This is a genomic window from Veillonella parvula (assembly GCF_047241225.1).
Classification (GTDB): domain Bacteria; phylum Bacillota; class Negativicutes; order Veillonellales; family Veillonellaceae; genus Veillonella; species Veillonella parvula_O.
Window position 1 is genome coordinate 679065 of the sequence record NZ_JBKTIE010000001.1, and the last position, 21423, is coordinate 700487.

The 21423-nt window shown below is 35.4% G+C and carries 20 protein-coding genes; 3 read left to right on the forward strand and 17 right to left on the reverse strand.

Going from position 1 to position 21423, the window contains the following annotated elements; all coding sequences use genetic code 11:
• Positions 1 to 116 precede the first annotated feature (116 nt).
• The 6 genes from ACLRYO_RS03205 to ACLRYO_RS03230 form a co-directional block, all read right to left on the reverse strand.
• Positions 117 to 3563 (reverse strand): pyruvate carboxylase, encoded by a 3447-nt coding sequence (locus ACLRYO_RS03205; protein WP_174892323.1) that lies wholly within the window; start codon positions 3561 to 3563, stop codon positions 117 to 119.
• Between the two features lie 281 nt (positions 3564 to 3844).
• Positions 3845 to 5194: a M18 family aminopeptidase gene (locus tag ACLRYO_RS03210; RefSeq protein ID WP_174892324.1), complete on the reverse strand. Its 1350-nt coding sequence runs from the start codon at positions 5192 to 5194 to the stop codon at positions 3845 to 3847.
• A gap of 232 nt (positions 5195 to 5426) precedes the next feature.
• Positions 5427 to 6827: an anion permease gene (locus ACLRYO_RS03215; protein WP_413084665.1), complete on the reverse strand. Its 1401-nt coding sequence runs from the start codon at positions 6825 to 6827 to the stop codon at positions 5427 to 5429.
• Positions 6828 to 7063: 236 nt separating this feature from the next.
• A complete protein-coding gene (locus ACLRYO_RS03220) occupies positions 7064 to 7897 on the reverse strand; it encodes an Mrp/NBP35 family ATP-binding protein (protein WP_004692972.1) in 834 nt (277 codons plus the stop codon).
• A gap of 120 nt (positions 7898 to 8017) precedes the next feature.
• Entirely contained in the window at positions 8018 to 9211 is a 1194-nt protein-coding gene (locus ACLRYO_RS03225; RefSeq protein WP_101928188.1) for a PLP-dependent aminotransferase family protein, read from the reverse strand.
• Positions 9212 to 9267: 56 nt separating this feature from the next.
• Complete coding sequence (locus tag ACLRYO_RS03230) at positions 9268 to 10005, reverse strand: TVP38/TMEM64 family protein (protein WP_060918806.1); 738 nt, start codon at positions 10003 to 10005, stop codon at positions 9268 to 9270.
• A 246-nt stretch (positions 10006 to 10251) separates the two neighbouring features.
• Between ACLRYO_RS03230 and ACLRYO_RS03235 the strand changes: the two genes are divergently transcribed.
• Positions 10252 to 10644: a thioesterase family protein gene (locus tag ACLRYO_RS03235; RefSeq protein ID WP_004692969.1), complete on the forward strand. Its 393-nt coding sequence runs from the start codon at positions 10252 to 10254 to the stop codon at positions 10642 to 10644.
• Between the two features lie 144 nt (positions 10645 to 10788).
• On the opposite strand, the gene ACLRYO_RS03240 is transcribed toward ACLRYO_RS03235, so the two are convergent.
• Positions 10789 to 11811, reverse strand: coding sequence for a branched-chain amino acid aminotransferase (locus ACLRYO_RS03240; RefSeq protein WP_119562877.1), 1023 nt, complete (start codon positions 11809 to 11811; stop codon positions 10789 to 10791).
• A 287-nt stretch (positions 11812 to 12098) separates the two neighbouring features.
• On the opposite strand from ACLRYO_RS03240, the gene ACLRYO_RS03245 reads away from it, so the two are divergent.
• Entirely contained in the window at positions 12099 to 12761 is a 663-nt protein-coding gene (locus ACLRYO_RS03245; protein ID WP_278457460.1) for a fumarylacetoacetate hydrolase family protein, read from the forward strand.
• 172 nt (positions 12762 to 12933) lie between these two features.
• Here the strand turns inward: ACLRYO_RS03245 and ACLRYO_RS03250 are convergent, their stop codons facing one another.
• The 10 genes from ACLRYO_RS03250 to ACLRYO_RS03295 form a co-directional block, all read right to left on the reverse strand.
• Positions 12934 to 13431: a methylated-DNA--[protein]-cysteine S-methyltransferase gene (locus tag ACLRYO_RS03250; RefSeq protein WP_058948464.1), complete on the reverse strand. Its 498-nt coding sequence runs from the start codon at positions 13429 to 13431 to the stop codon at positions 12934 to 12936.
• Between the two features lie 102 nt (positions 13432 to 13533).
• The gene (locus ACLRYO_RS03255) at positions 13534 to 14313 is read right to left on the reverse strand and encodes a protein-ADP-ribose hydrolase (RefSeq protein ID WP_413084667.1); all 780 of its coding nucleotides are present in this window, start codon (positions 14311 to 14313) and stop codon (positions 13534 to 13536) included.
• A gap of 111 nt (positions 14314 to 14424) precedes the next feature.
• Complete coding sequence (locus ACLRYO_RS03260) at positions 14425 to 15192, reverse strand: putative quinol monooxygenase (protein WP_413084668.1); 768 nt, start codon at positions 15190 to 15192, stop codon at positions 14425 to 14427.
• A 21-nt stretch (positions 15193 to 15213) separates the two neighbouring features.
• Complete coding sequence (locus ACLRYO_RS03265; RefSeq protein WP_105085472.1) at positions 15214 to 15699, reverse strand: prolyl-tRNA synthetase associated domain-containing protein; 486 nt, start codon at positions 15697 to 15699, stop codon at positions 15214 to 15216.
• 149 nt (positions 15700 to 15848) lie between these two features.
• Positions 15849 to 16427: a hypothetical protein gene (locus ACLRYO_RS03270; RefSeq protein WP_278457455.1), complete on the reverse strand. Its 579-nt coding sequence runs from the start codon at positions 16425 to 16427 to the stop codon at positions 15849 to 15851.
• Positions 16428 to 16552: 125 nt separating this feature from the next.
• Complete coding sequence (locus tag ACLRYO_RS03275) at positions 16553 to 16918, reverse strand: hypothetical protein (protein WP_278457454.1); 366 nt, start codon at positions 16916 to 16918, stop codon at positions 16553 to 16555.
• Between the two features lie 246 nt (positions 16919 to 17164).
• On the reverse strand, positions 17165 to 17635 hold the full coding sequence (locus ACLRYO_RS03280) for a glycosyl transferase family 4 (protein ID WP_278457453.1): 471 nt from the start codon (positions 17633 to 17635) through the stop codon (positions 17165 to 17167).
• 82 nt (positions 17636 to 17717) lie between these two features.
• Positions 17718 to 18137, reverse strand: coding sequence for a bacteriocin (locus tag ACLRYO_RS03285; protein WP_278457451.1), 420 nt, complete (start codon positions 18135 to 18137; stop codon positions 17718 to 17720).
• 28 nt (positions 18138 to 18165) lie between these two features.
• On the reverse strand, positions 18166 to 19227 hold the full coding sequence (locus ACLRYO_RS03290; RefSeq protein WP_413084669.1) for an ankyrin repeat domain-containing protein: 1062 nt from the start codon (positions 19225 to 19227) through the stop codon (positions 18166 to 18168).
• A 393-nt stretch (positions 19228 to 19620) separates the two neighbouring features.
• A complete protein-coding gene (locus ACLRYO_RS03295; protein ID WP_413084670.1) occupies positions 19621 to 20037 on the reverse strand; it encodes a polyketide cyclase in 417 nt (138 codons plus the stop codon).
• A gap of 288 nt (positions 20038 to 20325) precedes the next feature.
• Between ACLRYO_RS03295 and ACLRYO_RS03300 the strand changes: the two genes are divergently transcribed.
• Positions 20326 to 21264, forward strand: coding sequence for an IS30 family transposase (locus tag ACLRYO_RS03300; protein WP_413084671.1), 939 nt, complete (start codon positions 20326 to 20328; stop codon positions 21262 to 21264).
• Positions 21265 to 21423 lie beyond the last annotated feature (159 nt).

Genomic DNA, 21423 nt, shown 5'->3' on the forward strand with positions numbered 1-21423 from the left:
CCCTTGAAAATACAAAGAATCCCTAGGATTTCCTAGGGATTCTTCCATTATTCTTCAATTTTTCATTTTATGAAATATTTGAGAAATAATATTTTTAATTTTAAATGATTGTTAGCTTATCGTTTTAAAGCATCTTCAATACGAAGCAAGCAGTCACCAGATTCGATACGGCTACCTTCACGTACGAGGATTTCTTCTACGATACCATCGATAGGAGCTGTGATTGTTGTTTCCATTTTCATCGCTTCTGTAACAATCAATGGTTCACCTTTAGTTACAGATTGACCATTCTTAACGAGGATCTTAACAACGGAACCAGACAATGTAGCACCTATTTCACCAGGGTTAGATTCATCCGCTTTGCGACGAACTACACCAGTTGTCTTAGCATGTTTATCATGAACCTTAATACTACGAGGTTGACCATTAAACTCGAACAATATGATACGATTACCATCTTCATCAGGATCAGAAACACCATTCATTTTAATGATAAGTGTTTTACCTTTCTCGATAGTTACTTGGATTTCTTCGCCCCGTTTCATACCAAAGAAGAATGTCGGCGTATCTAATACAGATACATCGCCAAAGTCTTTAACAAATTTGTTGTAATCTTGGTAAACCTTAGGGTACAAGCAATATGCACTAATATCTTCATCAGTTGTTTGGGCTCCCATTTCGCTTAATTCATGACGAATATGTTCAAAGTCTGTTGGTGGTAACACCGCACCAGGACGAACTGTGATTGGGCGAGCACCTTTCAAGATGATCTTTTGTAATTTTTCAGGGAAGCCTTGATATGGAGTACCAAGACGACCTTCAAAGAATTCAACTACTGACTGAGGGAAATCCAATACATCGCCTTTTTCGTAGATATCTTTTTCAGTCAAATTGTTTTGTACCATGTACAATGTCATATCGCCTACAACTTTAGAAGATGGAGTTACTTTAATGATATCACCAAACATCATATTTACTTGGTGATACATTTTCTTAATGTCAGTCCAACGATCACCAAGTCCTACCATCTTAGCTTGTTGTTGCAAGTTGGAATATTGACCACCCGGCATTTCATGTTGATATACTTCAGTATTAGGATATGCTTCTGCTTTATCTACACCTTTGTAGTATGGTCGAATGCTACCAAAATAATGAGACATTTCTTCCATGTAATCGATGTTCATTTCTGGTTGACGTTCATGACCAGACAATGCATAGTACATGGAGTTCATGCTAGGTTGAGAAGTACCATTAGCAAATGCGGAGTATGCTAAGTCGATTACGTCAACACCAGCGTCTACAGCGCGGCCATATGTATAAATAGAGTTACCAGAGCCTTCATGAGTATGTAAATGAATTGGCACAGAGACAGCATCTTTCAAGGCAGATACCAAATTATAAGAAGCTTGAGGTTTCAAAAGACCAGCCATATCTTTAATGGCAATAATATTGGCACCAGCTTTTTCAAGCTCTTTCGCCATATTTACGTAGTAGTCCAAGTTGTATTTTGTACGAGCCCCATCAAGGATATCGCCAGTGTAGCACAATGCAACTTCAGCTATTTTATTTTGTGCACGCACTTCATCGATAGCAACATGCATATTATCAAGACTATTCAAGCTATCAAATACGCGGAAAACATCAATACCATTAGCAGCAGCCCGTTGAATGAATTGACGAACTACGTTGTCTGGATACGATGTGTAACCTACAGCATTAGCACCGCGAAGAAGCATTTGAAGCAATGTATTTGGAACTTCGCGACGGAACATGCGCAAACGCTCCCATGGATCTTCATGCAAGAATCGATAAGATACGTCGAATGTAGCCCCGCCCCAACATTCTAAGGAGAATAAGTTAGGTACACCTTTTGCAGCATGACCTGCTACGCGAGCCATATCAATGGTACGAAGACGTGTAGCAAACAAAGATTGGTGAGCATCACGCCATGTGGTATCAGTAAAGAATACTTGTTTTTGTTCAGATAACCATTTACTGAATTTATCTGGTCCAAGTTCATCAAATTTTTGTTTTGTACCAGCTGCAGGACTTACATCCAAAGTAGATGGCATTTGAATCGGTTCAAAGTCAGGAACCTCTTGAGCCCCTGCACCAGAATAACCATTAATTGTAACATCAGCAATGTAACGTAACAATTTGGTACCACGGTCACGATCTGGTTTTAATTCGAATAATTCAGGATGTTCTTCAATGAAGTTTACATTATAAGAACCACTTTGGAATTCAGGATGTTCCAATACATTAATCAAGAAGTGAATATTTGTTTTTACACCACGAATACGGAACTCTTTTAAGCAACGAAGCATTTTACGAATAGTTTCTTCGTTATTAGGGCCAAATGCTGTCGCTTTCACAAGCAAAGAGTCATAATAAGGTGTTACAACGGCACCAGTAAATGCATTACCAGAGTCAAGACGGATACCAAAACCACCGGAGCTACGGTATGCCAAGATTTTACCGGTATCAGGCATAAAGTTGTTTTTAGGGTCTTCAGTGGTAATACGACATTGGATAGCAGTACCTTTACAAGGGACTTTATCTTGTTCAGGAATACCTATTTCAGGACTATGTAAGCTAAAGCCTTCAGCGATTCTAATTTGAGCATGAACAATATCAATATCTGTAATCATTTCTGTTACAGTATGCTCTACTTGAATACGTGGATTAACTTCGATGAAGTAGAAGCTACCGTCAGCAGTTACCAAAAATTCTACAGTACCTGCATTCACATAGCCAACATTTTTCATTATTTTAACGGCAGCATCACATACAGCTTTACGAGTTTCTAAGGACAACGCAAAAGCTGGCGCCATTTCTACAACCTTTTGGTGACGACGTTGAACAGAGCAATCACGTTCATGTAAATGAACAACATTACCATGTTCATCACCTAAGATTTGAACTTCAATATGTTTAGGTTCTACGATAAGTTTTTCTACATATACATCATCATCGCCAAATGCAGCTTTCGCTTCAGATTTAGCGCGATCATATGCATCTCGAAGGTCTTCTTTATGATGAACTTCACGCATACCACGACCGCCGCCGCCATTAACGGCTTTAATCATCAATGGGAACCCATGTGTATCAGCAAATTCTTCTAGTTGAGCATAATCTTTTAAAGCCCCATCAGAACCTGGGATCATTGGAATTTTTGCTAATTTAGCTTGCTCACGAGCATTTACTTTATCACCAAACATATTCAAATGCTTGATTTTAGGCCCGATAAAGATAATACCTTCTTCTTCACAACGACGAGCAAAGCCTTCATTTTCAGATAAGAAACCATAACCTGGATGGATAGCATCGATGTCATGTTCTTTTGCAATACGGATGATATCTTCTATATCGAGATATGCATCAACTGGTTTTTTACCTTCGCCTACGAGATAGGCTTCGTCAGCTTGGTTACGATGCAAGGATAATGTATCCTCTTTAGAATAAATGGCTACAGTTTTAATACCCATTTCATTACATGCACGGAACACGCGGATCGCAATTTCTCCACGGTTGGCAACCAATACGGATTTAATTTTTCTCATGTATTGCCTCCTACTAGCTTCCACAAATATGAACTATCAGCTTTCATTTTTATTAATATATGAATATTTCCTATACTTACAGATAAATCAATATTACGGAAGACCTCATCAAAATTTATGATGAGTTTTTATATTCATAATAATATATACTTATTATACAATATTTTCATTATATTTAAAGGATTATACCAATTATGAAAGTATAAAATATATTTTTTACTGTTCATTACAAAAAATCATATGTCTTTTAATAATGCACATCGAATTAATTCTTTTTTATATCATTTATCACCTAAAAAGTGATTCATTAATCGATTTAATTGCTCTTGATCAGCTGCCCCCATCAATTCTCTTGCAGAATGCATGGCTAAAAGTGGCAAGCCTACATCAACAGTACGCATCGGTAACATAGCTGATGAAATCGAACCTACAGTAGATCCACCTGGAGTATCTGAACGATTTACATAAATCTGATACTGTGCATCCGCTTCTTCACAAAGACCTTTAACGATAGCAATGGCCTTAGCATCTCCGGCGTAAGATTGGCTACATGCAATCTTGAGGGATAACCCTTTATTAAGTACAGGAATATTCGTAATATCATTTTTCTCTGGATAGTTTGGATGTAATCCGTGAGCCACATCGGAGGAAATCATAAAACCTTTAGAAATAAAACTGTCCATCTCTTGATTAGAATATCCTAATGCGTCATAGACGCGTTTAATGAGATTTGGTAATATCATACCCGCCCCACCTTGTTTTGTACGACTGCCCACCTCTTCATTATCAAAGAAAATAGCACAGCGAACACCATTGGCATTCATTTTACGTGCCTGAATAATACCAGATAGTACACCAAAGCAAGATGTTAAATTATCTAAACGAGGTGAGCTAATAAAATCACTTTCCGTACCGAGCACACAACCTAGTTCCGTAGGATATAAAGTCATTTCGTAAGATAATATTTCAGAAGGATCACAATCTACTTCATCAGCTAAAAACTTCGTCCACTCATCGTATTGAGTGTCTGATTCTGGAAATAAACTAGGATTATTTCTATTATTTAAAGGCTTTGTAGGATTATCTTCATTACTTCGTTCCATCATCAATATAGGAAGCATTTCTTTTTGACGATTTAGTTTAATCCCATCATTAACAGAGCGATTCATATGAATTGCTAAATTTGGAACAATAGCGATAGGCCGTTTTGTATCGACTAGAACAGAATCTACGTCAAAGGCATTTTTCCCTTTTAACACAACCGTACCTGCTGCACCTAATGGACGGTCAAGCCATGTATTTTCGATAAGACCACCATACATTTCAACATTTAATTTTGTATATCCTTTGACAGAGGTTATAGGGTTTGGTTTAACACGAATAGCAGGAAAATCTGTATGAGCCGACGCAATACGTAATGTGTGCTCTGGTTTCTTACCTATATGAAAGGCAAATAAGGTGGTGCCAAACACATTAACTACATAAGACCCAGAATCTAACTGCCACTCATCTTCTAAACTGAGCTCTGTAAAACCCGAGTCCAATAACATTTGTAAGCTTGTATCTACTGTGTGATACGGAGATGTACAAGCGCCAATATACTTTAATAATTGTTCATTATCAAACTTCATAGATCCCTCCTATGCACAAATTACATAAATTTGTACAATTAGCTTGAATAGTTTATTACGTATATTATTCTACAATATTTACATTAATTATCTATTAACTACTCATATTTTATCATAAAAAGCCGCCCCTAACGGGACGGCTTTCACCATACATTGTAATTTACATTTAACTTTTATCTAAGAAATCCTAAAGTTAAATACATTACACATATAAAATTTATAGTACCTAGTCTTACCACATACCAATCAACTTCATCCATACAGAACCAAGACCCATAAAGATGATTAAGTTGATTACAGATGTAAAGAAACCGAGTTTCCACCATGTGTTTTGAGGAACATAACCAGTATTGAAGATTACTGGAGATGGACCTGCTGCATAGTGAGTCAAGGACATACACAAGTTAGAAGTGAATGCAATCATCAATAATGTCAACATTGGTGGTGCACCTGCAGAGATAGCTATAGCAGAGAACGCTACGAACATTGCAGAAATATGTGCTGTCAAAGATGCAAATACATAGTGAGCATATGTATTAACAAGAACAGCTACAACAAAGGCAATTACCCAAGATCCTTCTGGAATATAACCACCAACTTGAAGTGTAGCCCATTTAATAAAGCCCAATTTGGAAAGGAACCCTGCAAAGCCCATCAATGTCCCCATCCAAACTAAGGTATCCCAAGCGCCCTTTTCACTCTTAACATCGTCCCAAATTAGAACGCCTGTAGCAAGTAAAATAGAAATACCTAAAAATGCAACAGTTGTAGCATCGAGTTTTGTGAATTGAGACGTAGCCCATAAAACTAATGCTAAAATAAATACGCCAAGCATTATCCATTCTTGGAAAGACATCTTTCCAAGACCTTTTAACTCTTCGCGAACCATTTGTTGAGCTTCACGAGCATCTTTAATTTCCGGTGGATACACTTTGTAAATAAAGTACGGCATAATAATCAATGCAATGATACCAGGAACGATAGCTGCCATAGCCCAGTCACCCCAAGTAATACCAATACCAAAGGATTGAAGTGCCAATGCAGCAACCAATGTATTACCAGCCATGGATGTTTGGAACATAGCAGATGTAATCGTATTTACTTGATAAATAGATTGCATCAAGAAAGAACCGATTTTACGAGGTCCATCTTGTGGTTCAGAACCAAAAGCTTTTGCTAAACTAGTTGTAATTGGCATGATTACACCGCCTACACGAGCTGTGTTAGATGGTGTTGCGGGAGCTAAAATCAAATCAGACAAAGCCAATGCATAGGCCAAACGCAAGGAACTACTACCAAAAGCAGAAATCAAATTATAAGCGATACGTTTACCCAAACCAGTTTTAATAAAGCCACGAGAGAATAAAAAAGCACCTACAATTAGCCAGATCGCAGAGTTAGCAAAACCTGAAATACCTTCACTAATCTTTAATGTACCTGTCAATGCAGCAACAGTAATAACAACGATAGATACACCACCAATCGGTAAGGGCTGAGTAATGAAGCCTACGATAGTAGCTACAAAGATTGCAAATAAATGCCATGACTGAGGAGTTAATCCCTCTGGAGTTGGAACAAACCACAGACCTAAACCAACGGCTGCCGGAATGATCCAGTTCAATAGTTTTTTCATACACATACCTCCTACTTAGAAAAACATTAACATTCATCCAATAAAATGCCAGTACCCCCTATGGTATCATTTTAAGAAAAATAAAAATCTATACTAACTATGTTCAGTATTTCTGTAGTATGAGAATTAAAGATATAATTCTAGCTTCTTACCATAAATATAATATACTTCACGATAAAAAGATTTGATAAAAAGCTGTGCATTACTAAGTATGCACAGCTTTCATCATATGAATCCTATTCAGGTAGAGATACGTCCTCTAAATTTGTTTTTTCGATAGACTCAATATCACCTTTATCACAAAGGTCTGCAATAGTCGGATCAATTGGTAAACGGTTCAACAATAATAGACCATATTTTTGAAGGATTTCTTCGATGTGGCTTTCACCGAAAATTTGATAATCCTTACCGTTATCTGGGCAATGGAAGTAAGAGTAGTTTTCCACCACACCAATAATAGGTACTTGCATTAAATCAGCCATTTTAACTGCTTTTTCAACAATCATGGATACCAAGTCTTGAGGAGATGTAACGATAATAATACCGTCCAATTTCAAGGATTGATATACAGTAATAGCAACGTCACCTGTTCCTGGTGGCATATCAACAAATAAATAATCGATATCTTTCCAAATAACATCTGTATAAAATTGTTTTACAACATTGCCTAAAATAGGACCACGCCATAAAACAGGATCTGTATCGTTTTCCAAAAGAAGGTTAACAGACATAACGTCGATACCGCCTTTGGATTTTACAGGATACATACCGATTTCGTCAGCATATGCCTTTTCCTTAATGCCAAACATCTTAGGAATAGAAGGACCTGTAATATCCGCATCGAGGATACCTACTTTGTAGCCTTTACGCGCCATTGTAATGGCCATCAAGCTGGTAACGGAAGATTTACCTACGCCGCCTTTGCCGGATACTACGCCAATTACATGTTTAACAGAACTAAGCTCGTGCAATTGAGCTGTAAGATCTTGAGGTTGTTGAGGCGCGCCACCACCGCACCCAGAAGATTGAGATGGGCATCCGCCACAATCACTGCTGCTACCGCAACCCATAGTAAACACCTACTTTCTTTGAGGCTATACCTCACATCTATATTAAAAACTTTTTTATATGGTAAACACAATGTATCTACGCTTACATTGTATCACGTTATATCAAAAATTATCAATATATTACTCACCACAAAATTCTTTAGTTAACCCGCCGAGAATTTCCATCCCCTTTGTAATTTCCTCTACTGTTGGCACCGTATAACTCAAACGAAATGCATGGCCTTCTCCTGCCCCATCTGCTGCAAAGGCACCACATTTAATAATCCCTACATTGCGATCCATACAAGTTTCAAAGAATACATCACAATCTACATCCTCAGGCATCGTCATCCATGCAAACATACCACCTGTAGGTTGTGTCAAATGAACTTTAGAACTCGCATACTTTTCAAAAGCGTTAAGTAAAGCCTCACATTTCATTTTATATACTTTTCGTACATTATCTAAATGAGCATCGTAATCAATGGTATCAAGAACCTTCGCTACCACCTTTTGAGTGACTAATGGCATTTGTCCTGCCGTATTATTCTTTAATGCTTGAATAGCCTCAATTACCTTGGCCGGACCAAATAAAAAGCCTACACGCAAGCCTGCAGATAATGTTTTAGAATAAGAACCTGCATATAGAACGCGGTCTTCTGTATCAAAGGATTTAAATGTTGGGATATATTCGCCAGCAAAACGAATTTCACCATATGGATCATCTTCATAGATAAATAAATCATATTTAGATGCAATAGCATAAATCTCCTTACGTCGTTCTAAAGGCATAGTAATGCCTGTTGGATTCTGGAAGTTAGGAATTAGATAAATATATTTACCTTTACCAGATTGGACCGCTTTTTCTAATTCGCTTGGAATCATACCGTGCTCGTCAGTTTTAATACCTAATGCTTTACCACCCATGTTACGTACAGAATTGATTGCACTAGTGAAAGTGAATTCATCCATGTATACTTCATCGCCAGGTTCTAATACAGTAATCGGTACAAGACCTAATAATTGACCTGCACCATTGGAAATAATGAGACCTTGTCCTTCTGGATTCATCTTATGAGTTTGTACTAAACGTTCTAACGTAAGTTCTGCTAAATGTGCATCACCTTGCATTGGACCATATTGTAAAAGGCTCATAGGATTGGAATGAACCGCTTCATCAAAAGCCTTTTCGATAATCTCTACAGGAATCGCTTCAGGCGCAGGATTACCAATACCAAAACTAATAAATCCTTCCACGCCTACACCACGTTCAAATACTTCACGAATAAAATTAGGACCTTTTAAAGTTACACGTTCAGGAAGAGAAAAGCTCATACTATCGCCTCTTTCATATATACTAAATTGAATAACATTTAATTAATTAGAAATTGTTAAGCATTAGGATCATGCTCTTGTTCAGCATTTTTCTTATTGATGTAGTTCTTATATACTTTCCAAAGAATAAAGTATACAACCCCTGCAACAACTACGATGATTCCTAAGCGCCCCATATTCTCTTGGAAGTTTACAATATCTGTACCGATAGCTACTTCAAGAGCTGTAGATGGGAATTTACCGATTAAATTCGCTAAGATATAATCTCTCGGTTTGATTTTACTAATGGCACCCAATGCTGTGATAACACCAGATGGAAAATATGGTAAAGATCTGGCAAATAACATGACCACAAAACCATTTTTACCAGAAAAATCATCTACTTTCATCAATACTGTACTCTTAGCAATCAACTTGTCCGCTGTATCACGTAAGAAGTAACGCATAATATAAAAGCTAATGACTACGCCAATCGTCTCAGCAAGCCAAGAGATAATAATCCCAGGCCACATACCAAATACTAGACCATTAGCTGTAGATATAAAAATTGACGGTAAAAAGCCTACGGCATTAACAAAAATATCGAGGACCATACTCACCACCATGGCCATAGGACCAAAGCTTTGAATATACTCCGCTACCTCCTCCATAGAGCCACTCGTTGCCAAGTGCCACATAGTCGGATAAAACGTAGGATCTACTATATTTATGACAATTAATAAAACAATAAAACCTATGCCTGCTATTAACTGTACCCAACCTTCACCAGAAGGTTTTAAATTTCTTTTACTCATATATACCTCGTATAAAAAAGACTAGCTTCATTATATCACGTATTCTATAGAACAGTTATAACTAGTTACATTTCTTTAATTTTAATCTGAATAGCTTTTTTAATATATTTAAAATTGATAACCGATATAGCATTAGAGGTGTATACATATATCTATAAAATATGTATCATTACATTAGCATAAAAATTATCGAAAGATGTATAATACTATTATAACGAGAATTTTCTTAATGAAAGAAGGTATAATATGGTATCAGCAGGTCAAACAGCTACGGCTACTGTAACAGTTACAGAATCTAATATTGCTAAAACAATGAAATCTGGTTCTTTAGATGTCTTTGCCACACCAGCCATGTGCGCTTTAATGGAAGAAGCGGCTCAAGCAGCAGTACAACCATACTTAGAAGAAGGTGAAGGCACTGTAGGTATTGCTTTATCCATCACCCATGAAGCCCCTACTCCACTTGGTGCAACAGTAACAGCAAAAGCTATTGTAAGCGCCGTAGAAGGTCGCAAAATCACATTCGATATCGAAGCTTCTGATGGCATTGGTATTATCGGTCGTGGTACACATGAACGCTTTGTCATTAACAACGAAAAATTTATGGCTAAAGTGCATAGTAGAGCAAACGCTAACTAAATATAGCTAGAATATTTATCAATCAAAATCATTAGTTTACTAATATCTTTAGCAGAATAAAAAACGGCATCTATCATACGGTAGATGCCATTTTTATATACTTTCATGTTTGCATAATTAAATCATATTTGCATAGTTAAATAATTAGCAAATTTTAACTACCCAGCCTTCAGGAGCTTCGATTTCACCATGTTGAATGCCAAGTAATGTGTCATATAATTTTTTAGTGATAGGACCCATATCATCCATGCCAGCAGGAACATTAATAGTGCCTTCTGGAGTATCGATTTGACCTACTGGAGAAATAACAGCCGCTGTACCACAAAGACCAATTTCAGCAAAGTCTTTTAATTCATCTTTATGAACAGGACGATGTTCTACAGTCATACCAAGGTAGTGTTCTGCTACATACATCAAAGAACGACGTGTAATGGATGGCAAGATACTATCAGATTTAGGTGTAACTAATTTACCATCTTTAGTAATGAAGATGAAGTTAGCACCACCAGTTTCTTCTACATGTGTACGAGTAGCCGCATCAAGATACATATTTTCTGCATAGCCTTTGTTATGAGCATCAGTGATAGCATACAAACTCATAGCATAGTTCAAGCCAGCTTTAATATGCCCAGTACCATGAGGAGCTGCACGATCAAAATCAGTGATACGAATTTTGATTGGTTTAGCACCACCTTTGAAGTAAGGGCCTACTGGTGTTGTAAACACACGGAATTGATATTCATCAGCAGGTTTTACACCGATAACGGAGTTTGTACCCATCATGTAAGGGCGAATATAAAGGCTTGCACCATGACCATATGGAGGAACAAAGTCTTTATTTGCTTTTACAACTTCTTTTACAGCTTCGAGGAAACGACCTTCAGGTAATGTAGGCATTACAAGGCGTTCACAGGATTGATTCAAACGTTCTGCATTCAAATCTGGACGGAAGCATACGATATGACCATCTTTTGTGTAGTATGCTTTCAACCCTTCAAAGACAGTTTGAGCGTATTGGAATACTCCAGCACATTCATTAAGGACAACGTTAGCATCAGTAATTAAACCACCTTCGTCCCATTTACCATCTTTATATGTAGTCAAATAACGGTAGTCGGTTTCTACATAACCAAAACCGAGATTATCCCAATCGATATTCTTGCTCATAACAATAACCTCCATTTATATTGATATACTCTTAATCTTATCACTATCATCTTGTATTTTCAATAGATTCTATAGAGATGATAAATTATATATACAGATATAGTATCTATTAAGATATATCATCTATACATAGGTAACATATTAATAGATATGTATATTATCAAATAGGCCACCAGCTATACTATCGTTGAATATAAAAATTGTTTCTTTACAGTATAGCTACCGCCCTATTTATATTATAATAATTTCAGATACACATTATCCTATTTTACTAGGAGGGCCCTATTATGAACGAAAATAAACATTTTTTAATTCCTAATCCTAAAAGTATTATTTGTATTGGCCTTAACTACGCTGATCATATTGCTGAAACTAGTCTAGCTACCCACGAGTTTCCAGAAATTTTTATGAAAACCTTTAATGCTCTAGCGGGCAATCACGATGCAATTAAAATTGAAGACGAATCATTACATTATGACTATGAAGGTGAGCTCGTTATCATTATCGGTAAATCTGGTAAAAACATATCTCCTGAAAAGGCAATGGAACATATCTTAGGCTATACCATTGGTAACGACGTATCTGCCCGTACATTACAGTTTAGAGGTTCTCAATGGATTCTTGGCAAATCGCTTGATCACTTCGCTCCTATTGGCCCTAATATTATATCTCCTGATGATTTTGACTTTGAAAGTGCTACTATTACGACAACAGTAAATGGTGAAATACGTCAACAAGCAAAGCTAGAACAAATGATTTTTAAGCCTTATAACATTATTGCCTTCTTATCAACATATATGACACTCCAAGAAGGTGACATTATCTTTACAGGTACGCCTAGTGGTGTAGTATTAGGTAAAAATGAAAGTAAGTATTCTTGGTTAAAACCAGGAGATATTGTTACAGTTTCCATAAGCGGTATTGGTACCTTAGAAAACAAATTTATTTAAAATAAGTACATTGTTAAAGTATTGTATTTGCTCATATTCTAATTATTACGATATCTATTTACATTACAACTAAATATATCTAAACACAAAAAAAGATTACTTCTATATATGTCTAACTATACATAGAAGTAATCTCTTTTATTATTATCTATGTTTTATATTTACTATTACTTTATTTATGCTCCGACTCTAGGTCTAGCATATATTTCTTGCGTTCAATGCCCCCTGCATATCCTGTTAACTGGCCATTACTACCAATAACACGGTGACAAGGAACGATGATAGAAATTGGATTATGCCCTACAGCCCCTCCTACGGCTTGAGCAGAAAATTTCTCTTTACCTTGTTGCTGTGCAATTTGTTTACCAATATCTCCATATGTTGTAGTTTCACCATAAGGAATTGTTTGTAATATAGACCATACGGATTTACGGAACTCAGTACCTTCTAACTGGATAGGAGGTGTAATAAAGGGATTTTTACCATTAAAGTATTGATTTAGCCACATAATTGTTACTTCAAATGGACCTGTTAGTTGCTCTATATACTCCGCATCATCATAACTAGGTGCATGAGCTTCATCAATAAAAAATAAATCTGTTAAGTATGATAATGTACCAAGCATAACCATAGTTCCTAATGGGCTTTCATAGGTGTATTTATAATTCATAGTACATTAACTCCTTCTTAAGATAACAAATCATTCAATACCTTTTGTATGTCATTATTAAATGATACAGCATTTTTATGAATTTCAAAAGGAGTATGTTAGTTATCCCAATAGTTTGTTGTAGATGTCATAATCTATATCCTTATATACATTAAATACCACTTGTATTTTGCTATTAGTTTCTTTTAAATAAGTACGCACCGTATAAATAGCAATTCGGGCCGCCAATTCATTAGGAAATCTAAACTCACCTGTAGAAATGCAGCAAAATGCAATGGACTTCAAACTATAAGCATTAGCTAGCTCCAAGCAAGATCTATAACACGATGACAGTTGTTCTTTTTCTAAGTCTGTAACAGTATCATAAACAATAGGCCCTACCGTATGGATAACATGACTGGCAGGTAAATTAAAACCATAGGTCATACGAGCTACACCCGCCTTTTCAGGCATTTCCATATACTCAGTCATTCTAGCACATTCCATACGAAGCTCTATACCAGCAAAGGTATGGATTTCATTATCGATACACTTATGATTTGGAGCAAAACATCCAAGTAATTGATTATTGGCTGCATTTACAATAGCATCCACAGATAATCGAGTGATATCTCCTTGCCACAAATAAATCTGAGGCTCTTGTTCTTCCATATCATTAATTGTGACAATGCCCTTTTCATGGGCTAATGTATTTAAATATTCATCCTCTATCTTCATCCATTCAGTGGGCATGGCTCCTGCAGGACGAATATTACATAGTGCTCTAAATAGAGTAAACTGTTCTTCTTCACTTACAGGAATATCTATATATTCGTTATGTTTCTCTTTATATTCTACTACTAATCCCTCTAAAAGATAGCGTAATCGTTCTTGCTGTGTCATATATAACTCCTAAATAGAATTACTAGATTATAAACCTATTATATAGTAAAAAACTGCTAGCACATATGTATATGCTAGCAGTAACTTTACTGATTAGTATCATATCAAAGACTAAGGTCTAACAAAAGCTTGACCACCATGGTTTACGAGGATATCCCCATCTAATACTTTAGTAGTAACCCCTTGTAGACTACCTTGGATTTGGCTCATCATAAAGCGATAGCCTGGACTATTCAAGTGTTTAGTAAGGGCTTCCTGATCGCTATAGATCTGAATGACGTACCAGCGATTTTTTGCGTTTCTTTCACGAAGCACATAACCAGCCTTATAACCCACATCATCACGAACGACACGTTCCATATCGAGTTGATATTGTCGTTGTACCGTATCGATTTCATTGCTATCAACAGTAAACTCAGTTAAGGTAACTACCGCCTTACCATCATTTACGATAGATAATGCATCTTTCTTTTCAAATAAAAGTACAGACTGTACGTCGTACATTTTGCGATTTATTAATTTAGAACCTACTTCATTAACAAAGGCTTGATAATGATTAGATTTGCGATGTGTTTCAATGGCTGCTAAGTCTTTATAAATCTCTACTACATAAGACTCAGATGGATTACCTTTTACATGCGCTACATTCATAGATAATGTATTAGGCTCTTTCTCCATAGATGCTGTTAGATTGGCAACGTTTGCACTATTATATATGCCCTGTAACTCTGTAGGCACTTGATAGCGATACATGCCTACACTTGGTGCTGTATCTAAACCTTCATCACGTTCCATAACGAGCGCTGCAAAAGACGTGCTCACACCTAATACTGCAATCGCAGAGGTTACTAGAATACGTTTTAATAATGTTCTATTCATATATGCTCCGATTCGACTAAATTACAATGTAATATATTCTACTATTGTACCATGTTCTTCAATTAAGTTAACTAAGTCTTTTCCTTGTAGCCATACGGTAGCATCATTTTGATTTGGATGTATACCGATAAGATTATCTTTATAATCCGCATCAATATAATAATGTACCTTACGCTCTTCATCGTGAAGCAAACAGAATGGAGATACGTGACCTGGTTTGATCTTCAAAATATCCCATAGTTCCTCTTCGGAACCAAAGGAAATCTTTTTAAGCTTATGATCCTTACGGAACTGTTTAAGATCCACACGTTTAGAGCCACGAACAGTAATCAAATAATAATGTTCACGTTTATGGTCTCGAATGAATAAATTCTTCGCATCCCACTCAGGATATGGCAACTCTACATTGGGCTTGTCATCCATACTAAATAGCGGTGCGTGATCCGTAATTTCAAAATCGATATGATGGTCACGTAGGCAATCATATACGCCTTGTTTATCTAACATGTAATACCTCTAATATAATTTGGTGAAAGTAAACATCATAGTGAAAGTAACTATATATGTATTAATTATACACCAATATTATTCTGAGACTGTATAGGTTCCATCAAATAGAATTTAAAATAATAGTTTATATCAAAAACAGCTATTTACTAGCTACCAAGCCATACGACAAATACAGGAGTACCTTCATCATCGTTAGCAACATCGTCGGCATCGTCAGCGTCAAATTCATGATCATCATAGGCTAGATTTTCAAAGAATACATGATCACCGAGCTCTTTATTAGCCATTGTGTTATGTATCTTGAAAAGAATCTCTTCAGTAGTAAAGTATTGGCCATTATCTGCTTTGAAGCGAGCATAGATATCTACTTGCCACATACCGTCTTCTTTATCGTATTCTTCTAATTCATCGTCTTCGTATAAGTATTCATTAGGGTGAAGCTGACTTTTACTTTCAATCCAAGCTTCATAGCTTACAAGAATTTCAGGCTCTACTAATGGCGGTAAATTATCAGGATTAACATTATGCTCTTCTAAGCATTTATAAAACTCCTTATCAAACTCTTCTCTAGTATAGGTAGTTTTATTAAAAACCCAAGGAATTCCCTTAAATTCATGATAGTAACCTTCATATATTTTATTACCATCTTTATCAGTACCGAGATATTCAATCTGCTCAGTATTCTCATCCTTGTTAAAAAGTTTTTTTATGGCATCAAAAATCAAAGGATAATCCTCCTTGTAATCCTTTGAACTAATAGAGATTAATAAATGCTCTACTACTTCACAACACAACACTAAACTAATCTATTTATCTAAAGTAGTTCTATTGCCATTTTTATGGCAATATATCAGCCATCAATAGCAAAGTAATTTAAATCTTCAAACTCATCGTCCCAAAATTCAAAGCAAAATATATGAGTATAATCAAAGATTTGATTACAATAGGTTACAGTACCCTGCTCTGGTTCAATTTCAGGAACACCTATACGTTCTTTCACATCATCTATAGTAATAGATTCATCATACATTTCTCGAATGTCTTCAAGCATGAAAGCTGCAATCTTATCAATATTTTTATGATAATTTTTGGCAAGAACTTTTACAGTATCTAAATAATCGCCTGATGGCTTCTCCTCCCAACAGAATTCTAAGCCTTCATAAAGAAGTCTATATTCACAATATTTCTCATCATATATGAGTTCATTTTCTATCATAGGCATCCTCTCTCTCATTACAATGCTTTGATTTCAAAATTACTAAAATACTTTCTCAATATTTTACACGAAGCTCATATAAAATAACGTAGCTCAAAGCACAATAATATATAATTTCTAAGTATATAGTAAAAGCCCTTCGCATAAGCGAAGGGCTAATCTATTATGTCTCTATTAATTAACTACCACAGCATGTATAGAATACAAAATTACTCACAATACTCTTTCCTAGTTAAATAGATTATTTCAACCAAATGGTTTCTCATCAGTGGAATATTCTTTAATTAAAGCTTTTACCCTGCGTCGTATCAAAATGGTATCAACCATATAGGAAAAGATGATATAAGGAGATACATTTATAATCGCTATAGGGGCTAAAATAAGTGCTACTCGCAATAGGTCAAGGGAATATGCATACCACTCAATATCAATGGTATTTAAAATTGGTTTAACATAATCTATTACGTTTACTTCCCATTGCATTAAGGGGTTTAATTCTTCACTAGTTCCTAATAGCCAAACAAAACTTACAGCAAAGATCAGACAATATAATATACCAACTGGAATCAATATCTTCGCTCTCTTTTTTAAAAGATCACGACAAATCGCATCTTCTTCCTCTGGTGTTACATCATATACCATATTGTATTGAATCTGAATCCGTCTAAATCGATAACGAATATACTTATATAAGAGGTTATTCGGTCTGTATAACATGATATGCTCCACATATACATCATAATTGAGAAAACATTAAGAATATATCAGCCATCTATGACAAAATAATACAAATCTTGGATTATTCATTTTCAGTATCCTTTACATAGCTTTCCGTCTTAGGTCTTAAATCCAACACGATTTCCCAGCTATCTAATGGTGGAACCTTATGATATGCAATAAAATCTTCTATTATCTGTAATACCTCTTGAGGACCCAGCTCATTCTTACCATATAGGATAGCGCCCTGGTCGCCATCATTAGTTACACTAAGCTCTATATGTAGTAAATCGGTATCTTCATCACAACAAACTTGTACAAAGTTATACTGTTTCTTATCTATTGAAATTGCATTTGATGGGGATACAATCACAAAATCTTGCTCTTGATCCTGAATAGCATATAGATTTTGCTCAACTTCATTTAGTGTAATACCTTCATATTTATAGGTGCCTACATCAATGGACCAATCATTATATGTTTTCTCAAATGTATCTGTCATATGTATCGCCTCTCCTTTACGATATAGACTAAAATAAGGTTTCTAATTGACCTTCCATATCGGACATAAATTCATCAAATTTACAAAGTTCTCGTAATTCTTGATGTTCTATATCATAACAAGATATCTTTTTACTTTTAGGGTCCCAAACAATTTGCCAGTCATTATACTCGCCTAGTTCTTTAGATAAACGCAATAGATTACGGCGACCTAATTTAAATGGAATCGTATCAATAAGTGGGAAGAACTCTATAGATATAAAATCGGAGTCTGGTAATTCAAAGTAAAGATGTTCACCTTCTAAAAAATTTACTAATGCTTTTGGTAATTTAAATGGCTTTAACTGATCCATTTTATTCTGTATATCATGGAACTCAGTAGGTTCTAAGTATTTAAAATACTCTGCCATTTCCATATCGCCTTTTTCAACGGCAATGCTATAGGGACGCATACCATCCTTTTCTGTGATGGTAACGTCAGCATTATGTTCTACCAAGTATTTGCACATCTGTAAGTCTACATACCGAGCCGCAACACACAATGGAGTTGGCTTAAAGGGATATACAGAATCAGGCTTATTGTAATTAATATCTACACCATTATGAATAAAGAAATCTAGAACCTCATAATTTCTATCTGTAATGATATTTCTGAAAGCTTTACCGCCATACTTCGGTACCGTATGGCCTAAGTCATGAATAATTTGTAGGTTCTCATATTTCTTTCCATATAAAGCAGCTTGAAAAGCATCTACTTTCACACGGTTCAAAGCATGAATATTAGCACCATGATTCACAACATAGTTTATAATCTCTTTATTACCATACCGTACCGCTAATAAGAAACTTGGATTTTCTTCATCATTAAGATTAGCCCCATTCTCGACTAACCAATGAATACTTGGCAAACAACACATGACCAGCGCTAATTCTAAGGGTGTATGCTCACTATATTCACCAATTTCTATGACTTCATGAATATCCCAACCAGCCGCTAACGCCAACTCAAGCGCAGGCAGATTACCCTCAATAATATCCATCACTATTTTAGGCACAGATTCAAAAGTACCTAAATCGTTTAACTGTATCATGTATATCTCTCCCATTAACTATATTATTATGTTGACTATCTATAACATCAGATTGCAACTATTTATTTTAATTATATTATATTTATAAATATAAGTGTATAGTTAAAAGCCCTTCGCATAAGCAAAGGGTTGCAATAATACCAAATACAATTCTACAATCTCAATTTATCTTTTTCTTAACGAAGTAACAAAAACATTTATAAATTTTAATCCATGCACATTAAAAAATTATATTCCACAGATATTCTATTTACCATGACGCTTAGAAAATAGACAGATAGTCTCTTCATCACTTTTCTATCATGCTCTTTAATAGCTTTCGAAGATTTTCAAATCTAACCTCAACCACAAAACTTACCACCTTCTATTTTAATAAAACTAATCTTATAAATTTTATCTAAAAGCTTCAAACTCTTCACAATTCAGTTTTGCTTTTAAATCTCTAAAATATATTTTTTGTTGTCGTTTCAAATACAAACTTATAAATGGCTTAAATATTAGTTTTTTAGAGACAACAGTTTCTGTAAAATCTAGAATCGTTTTATCATCCTCCACATAGAACTTTCCGACCCAAGCCCCCTTAATATTTTTATTTTCTATCTCAAATATCCACGACTGGTATTTAATACATTCTGTAATTCTAAAATAAGTTTCAACTCCATTCTTGGTAATCTCTATAAAGTTATTCTCATCTATAATTCTTACATCTTTTAAATCACTTCTCCAGGAAAAATCCTTTAGATTCATCACTGTATCCCACACTACTTCTATTGGATATAGTAATGTAGCTCTCATATTAGACACTGCCATAGTAATCACCTCAAATATATTAGAAAAACACATAATCAATAAAAGATGAATTAAACTCTTTAACCTACCTACATATCGCTCCATGCCCATTAGTAAAATTCATATTAATATAAGTAGCATTCATAACATGATAATATTCAGAAACATATTCCAATGCTATACTTAAAATAGTGTATTTTTATTTATTTGATGAATTGTAAAATATATTGCGACAAATAAAAAGACTCATATTGGAGATCTCGTGTAAAATGTAAATACCCACAAATACATGACACGGAGGTCTCTAATATGAGCTATATACATCTTACCATAGAAAAACGAAGTCAAATAGAAGTTTTACGAAGAGAAGGATTCTCTATTCGTAGGATTACTAGCTTAATCGGGGTTCACCATTCTACTGTAGCAAGAGAATTAAATCGCGTTGAAGGTGAATATTCTGCGATTAAAGCACAACAATTAGCAATTAGTAAGTCTGCTAATAAAGGCAGACCAACAAAGTTAACACCCCAATTAGCAGCTTTAATTGAATCCAGGTTACAACAAACTTGGTCTCCAGAAGAAATAGTTGATGCTGAATTAGTTGGAGTTCTAAGCTTTAAAACAATTTATTCTTGGATCCATCGTGGTTTTCTTGCTGTAACAGAAAAAGTACTTCGCCGGAAAGGCAAAAAGCCTAGTACACAAGAAAAGCGTGGACGGTTCAATGTGAAAAAGACCATTAAGGACCGACCTCAAGAAGTTGAAAACCGTAAGACTTTTGGTCATTGGGAACTAGATACAATGGTGTCTTCCAGAGGTCAAAGTAAAGGTTGTTTAGCTACATTTGTTGAACGTAAAACTCGATTTTATGTAGCAATAAAAATGGATGACCGAACTAAGGATTCTATGTTTTTAGCTATTAGTTCCCTATACAACACATTAACAAGTAAATTACTTAAAACCTTTACAGTGGACCGTGGTAAAGAATTTGCGTGCTTTGAACAGGTTGAAAACGAGTTTGGGATACCAATGTATTTTGCTGATGCCTATGCAGCATGGCAACGTGGCTCTAATGAAAATAGTAATGGTTTACTTCGAGAGTTTTTTCCTAAGAAAACCGATTTAGCTAAAGTAACACTAGATAAACTAACAGAAGCACTAGTGCTGATTAATAATCGACCTAGAAAATACCTTGGGTTAAAAACACCATTTGACATGTTTAAACATGAGATTAAAAAATTGATTTAATTTTGTCGCATTACTTATTGCAATTCATCATATACAAAAGGAATTTACAACACAATCATAACCACCCGTAAAACGGGTGGTTTGCTCTGACCCTATAAGGGTCTTTCTCTAGTGGTAGCCCTCTAAAGAGGGCATTGAATGATCTGACAACCACTCTAT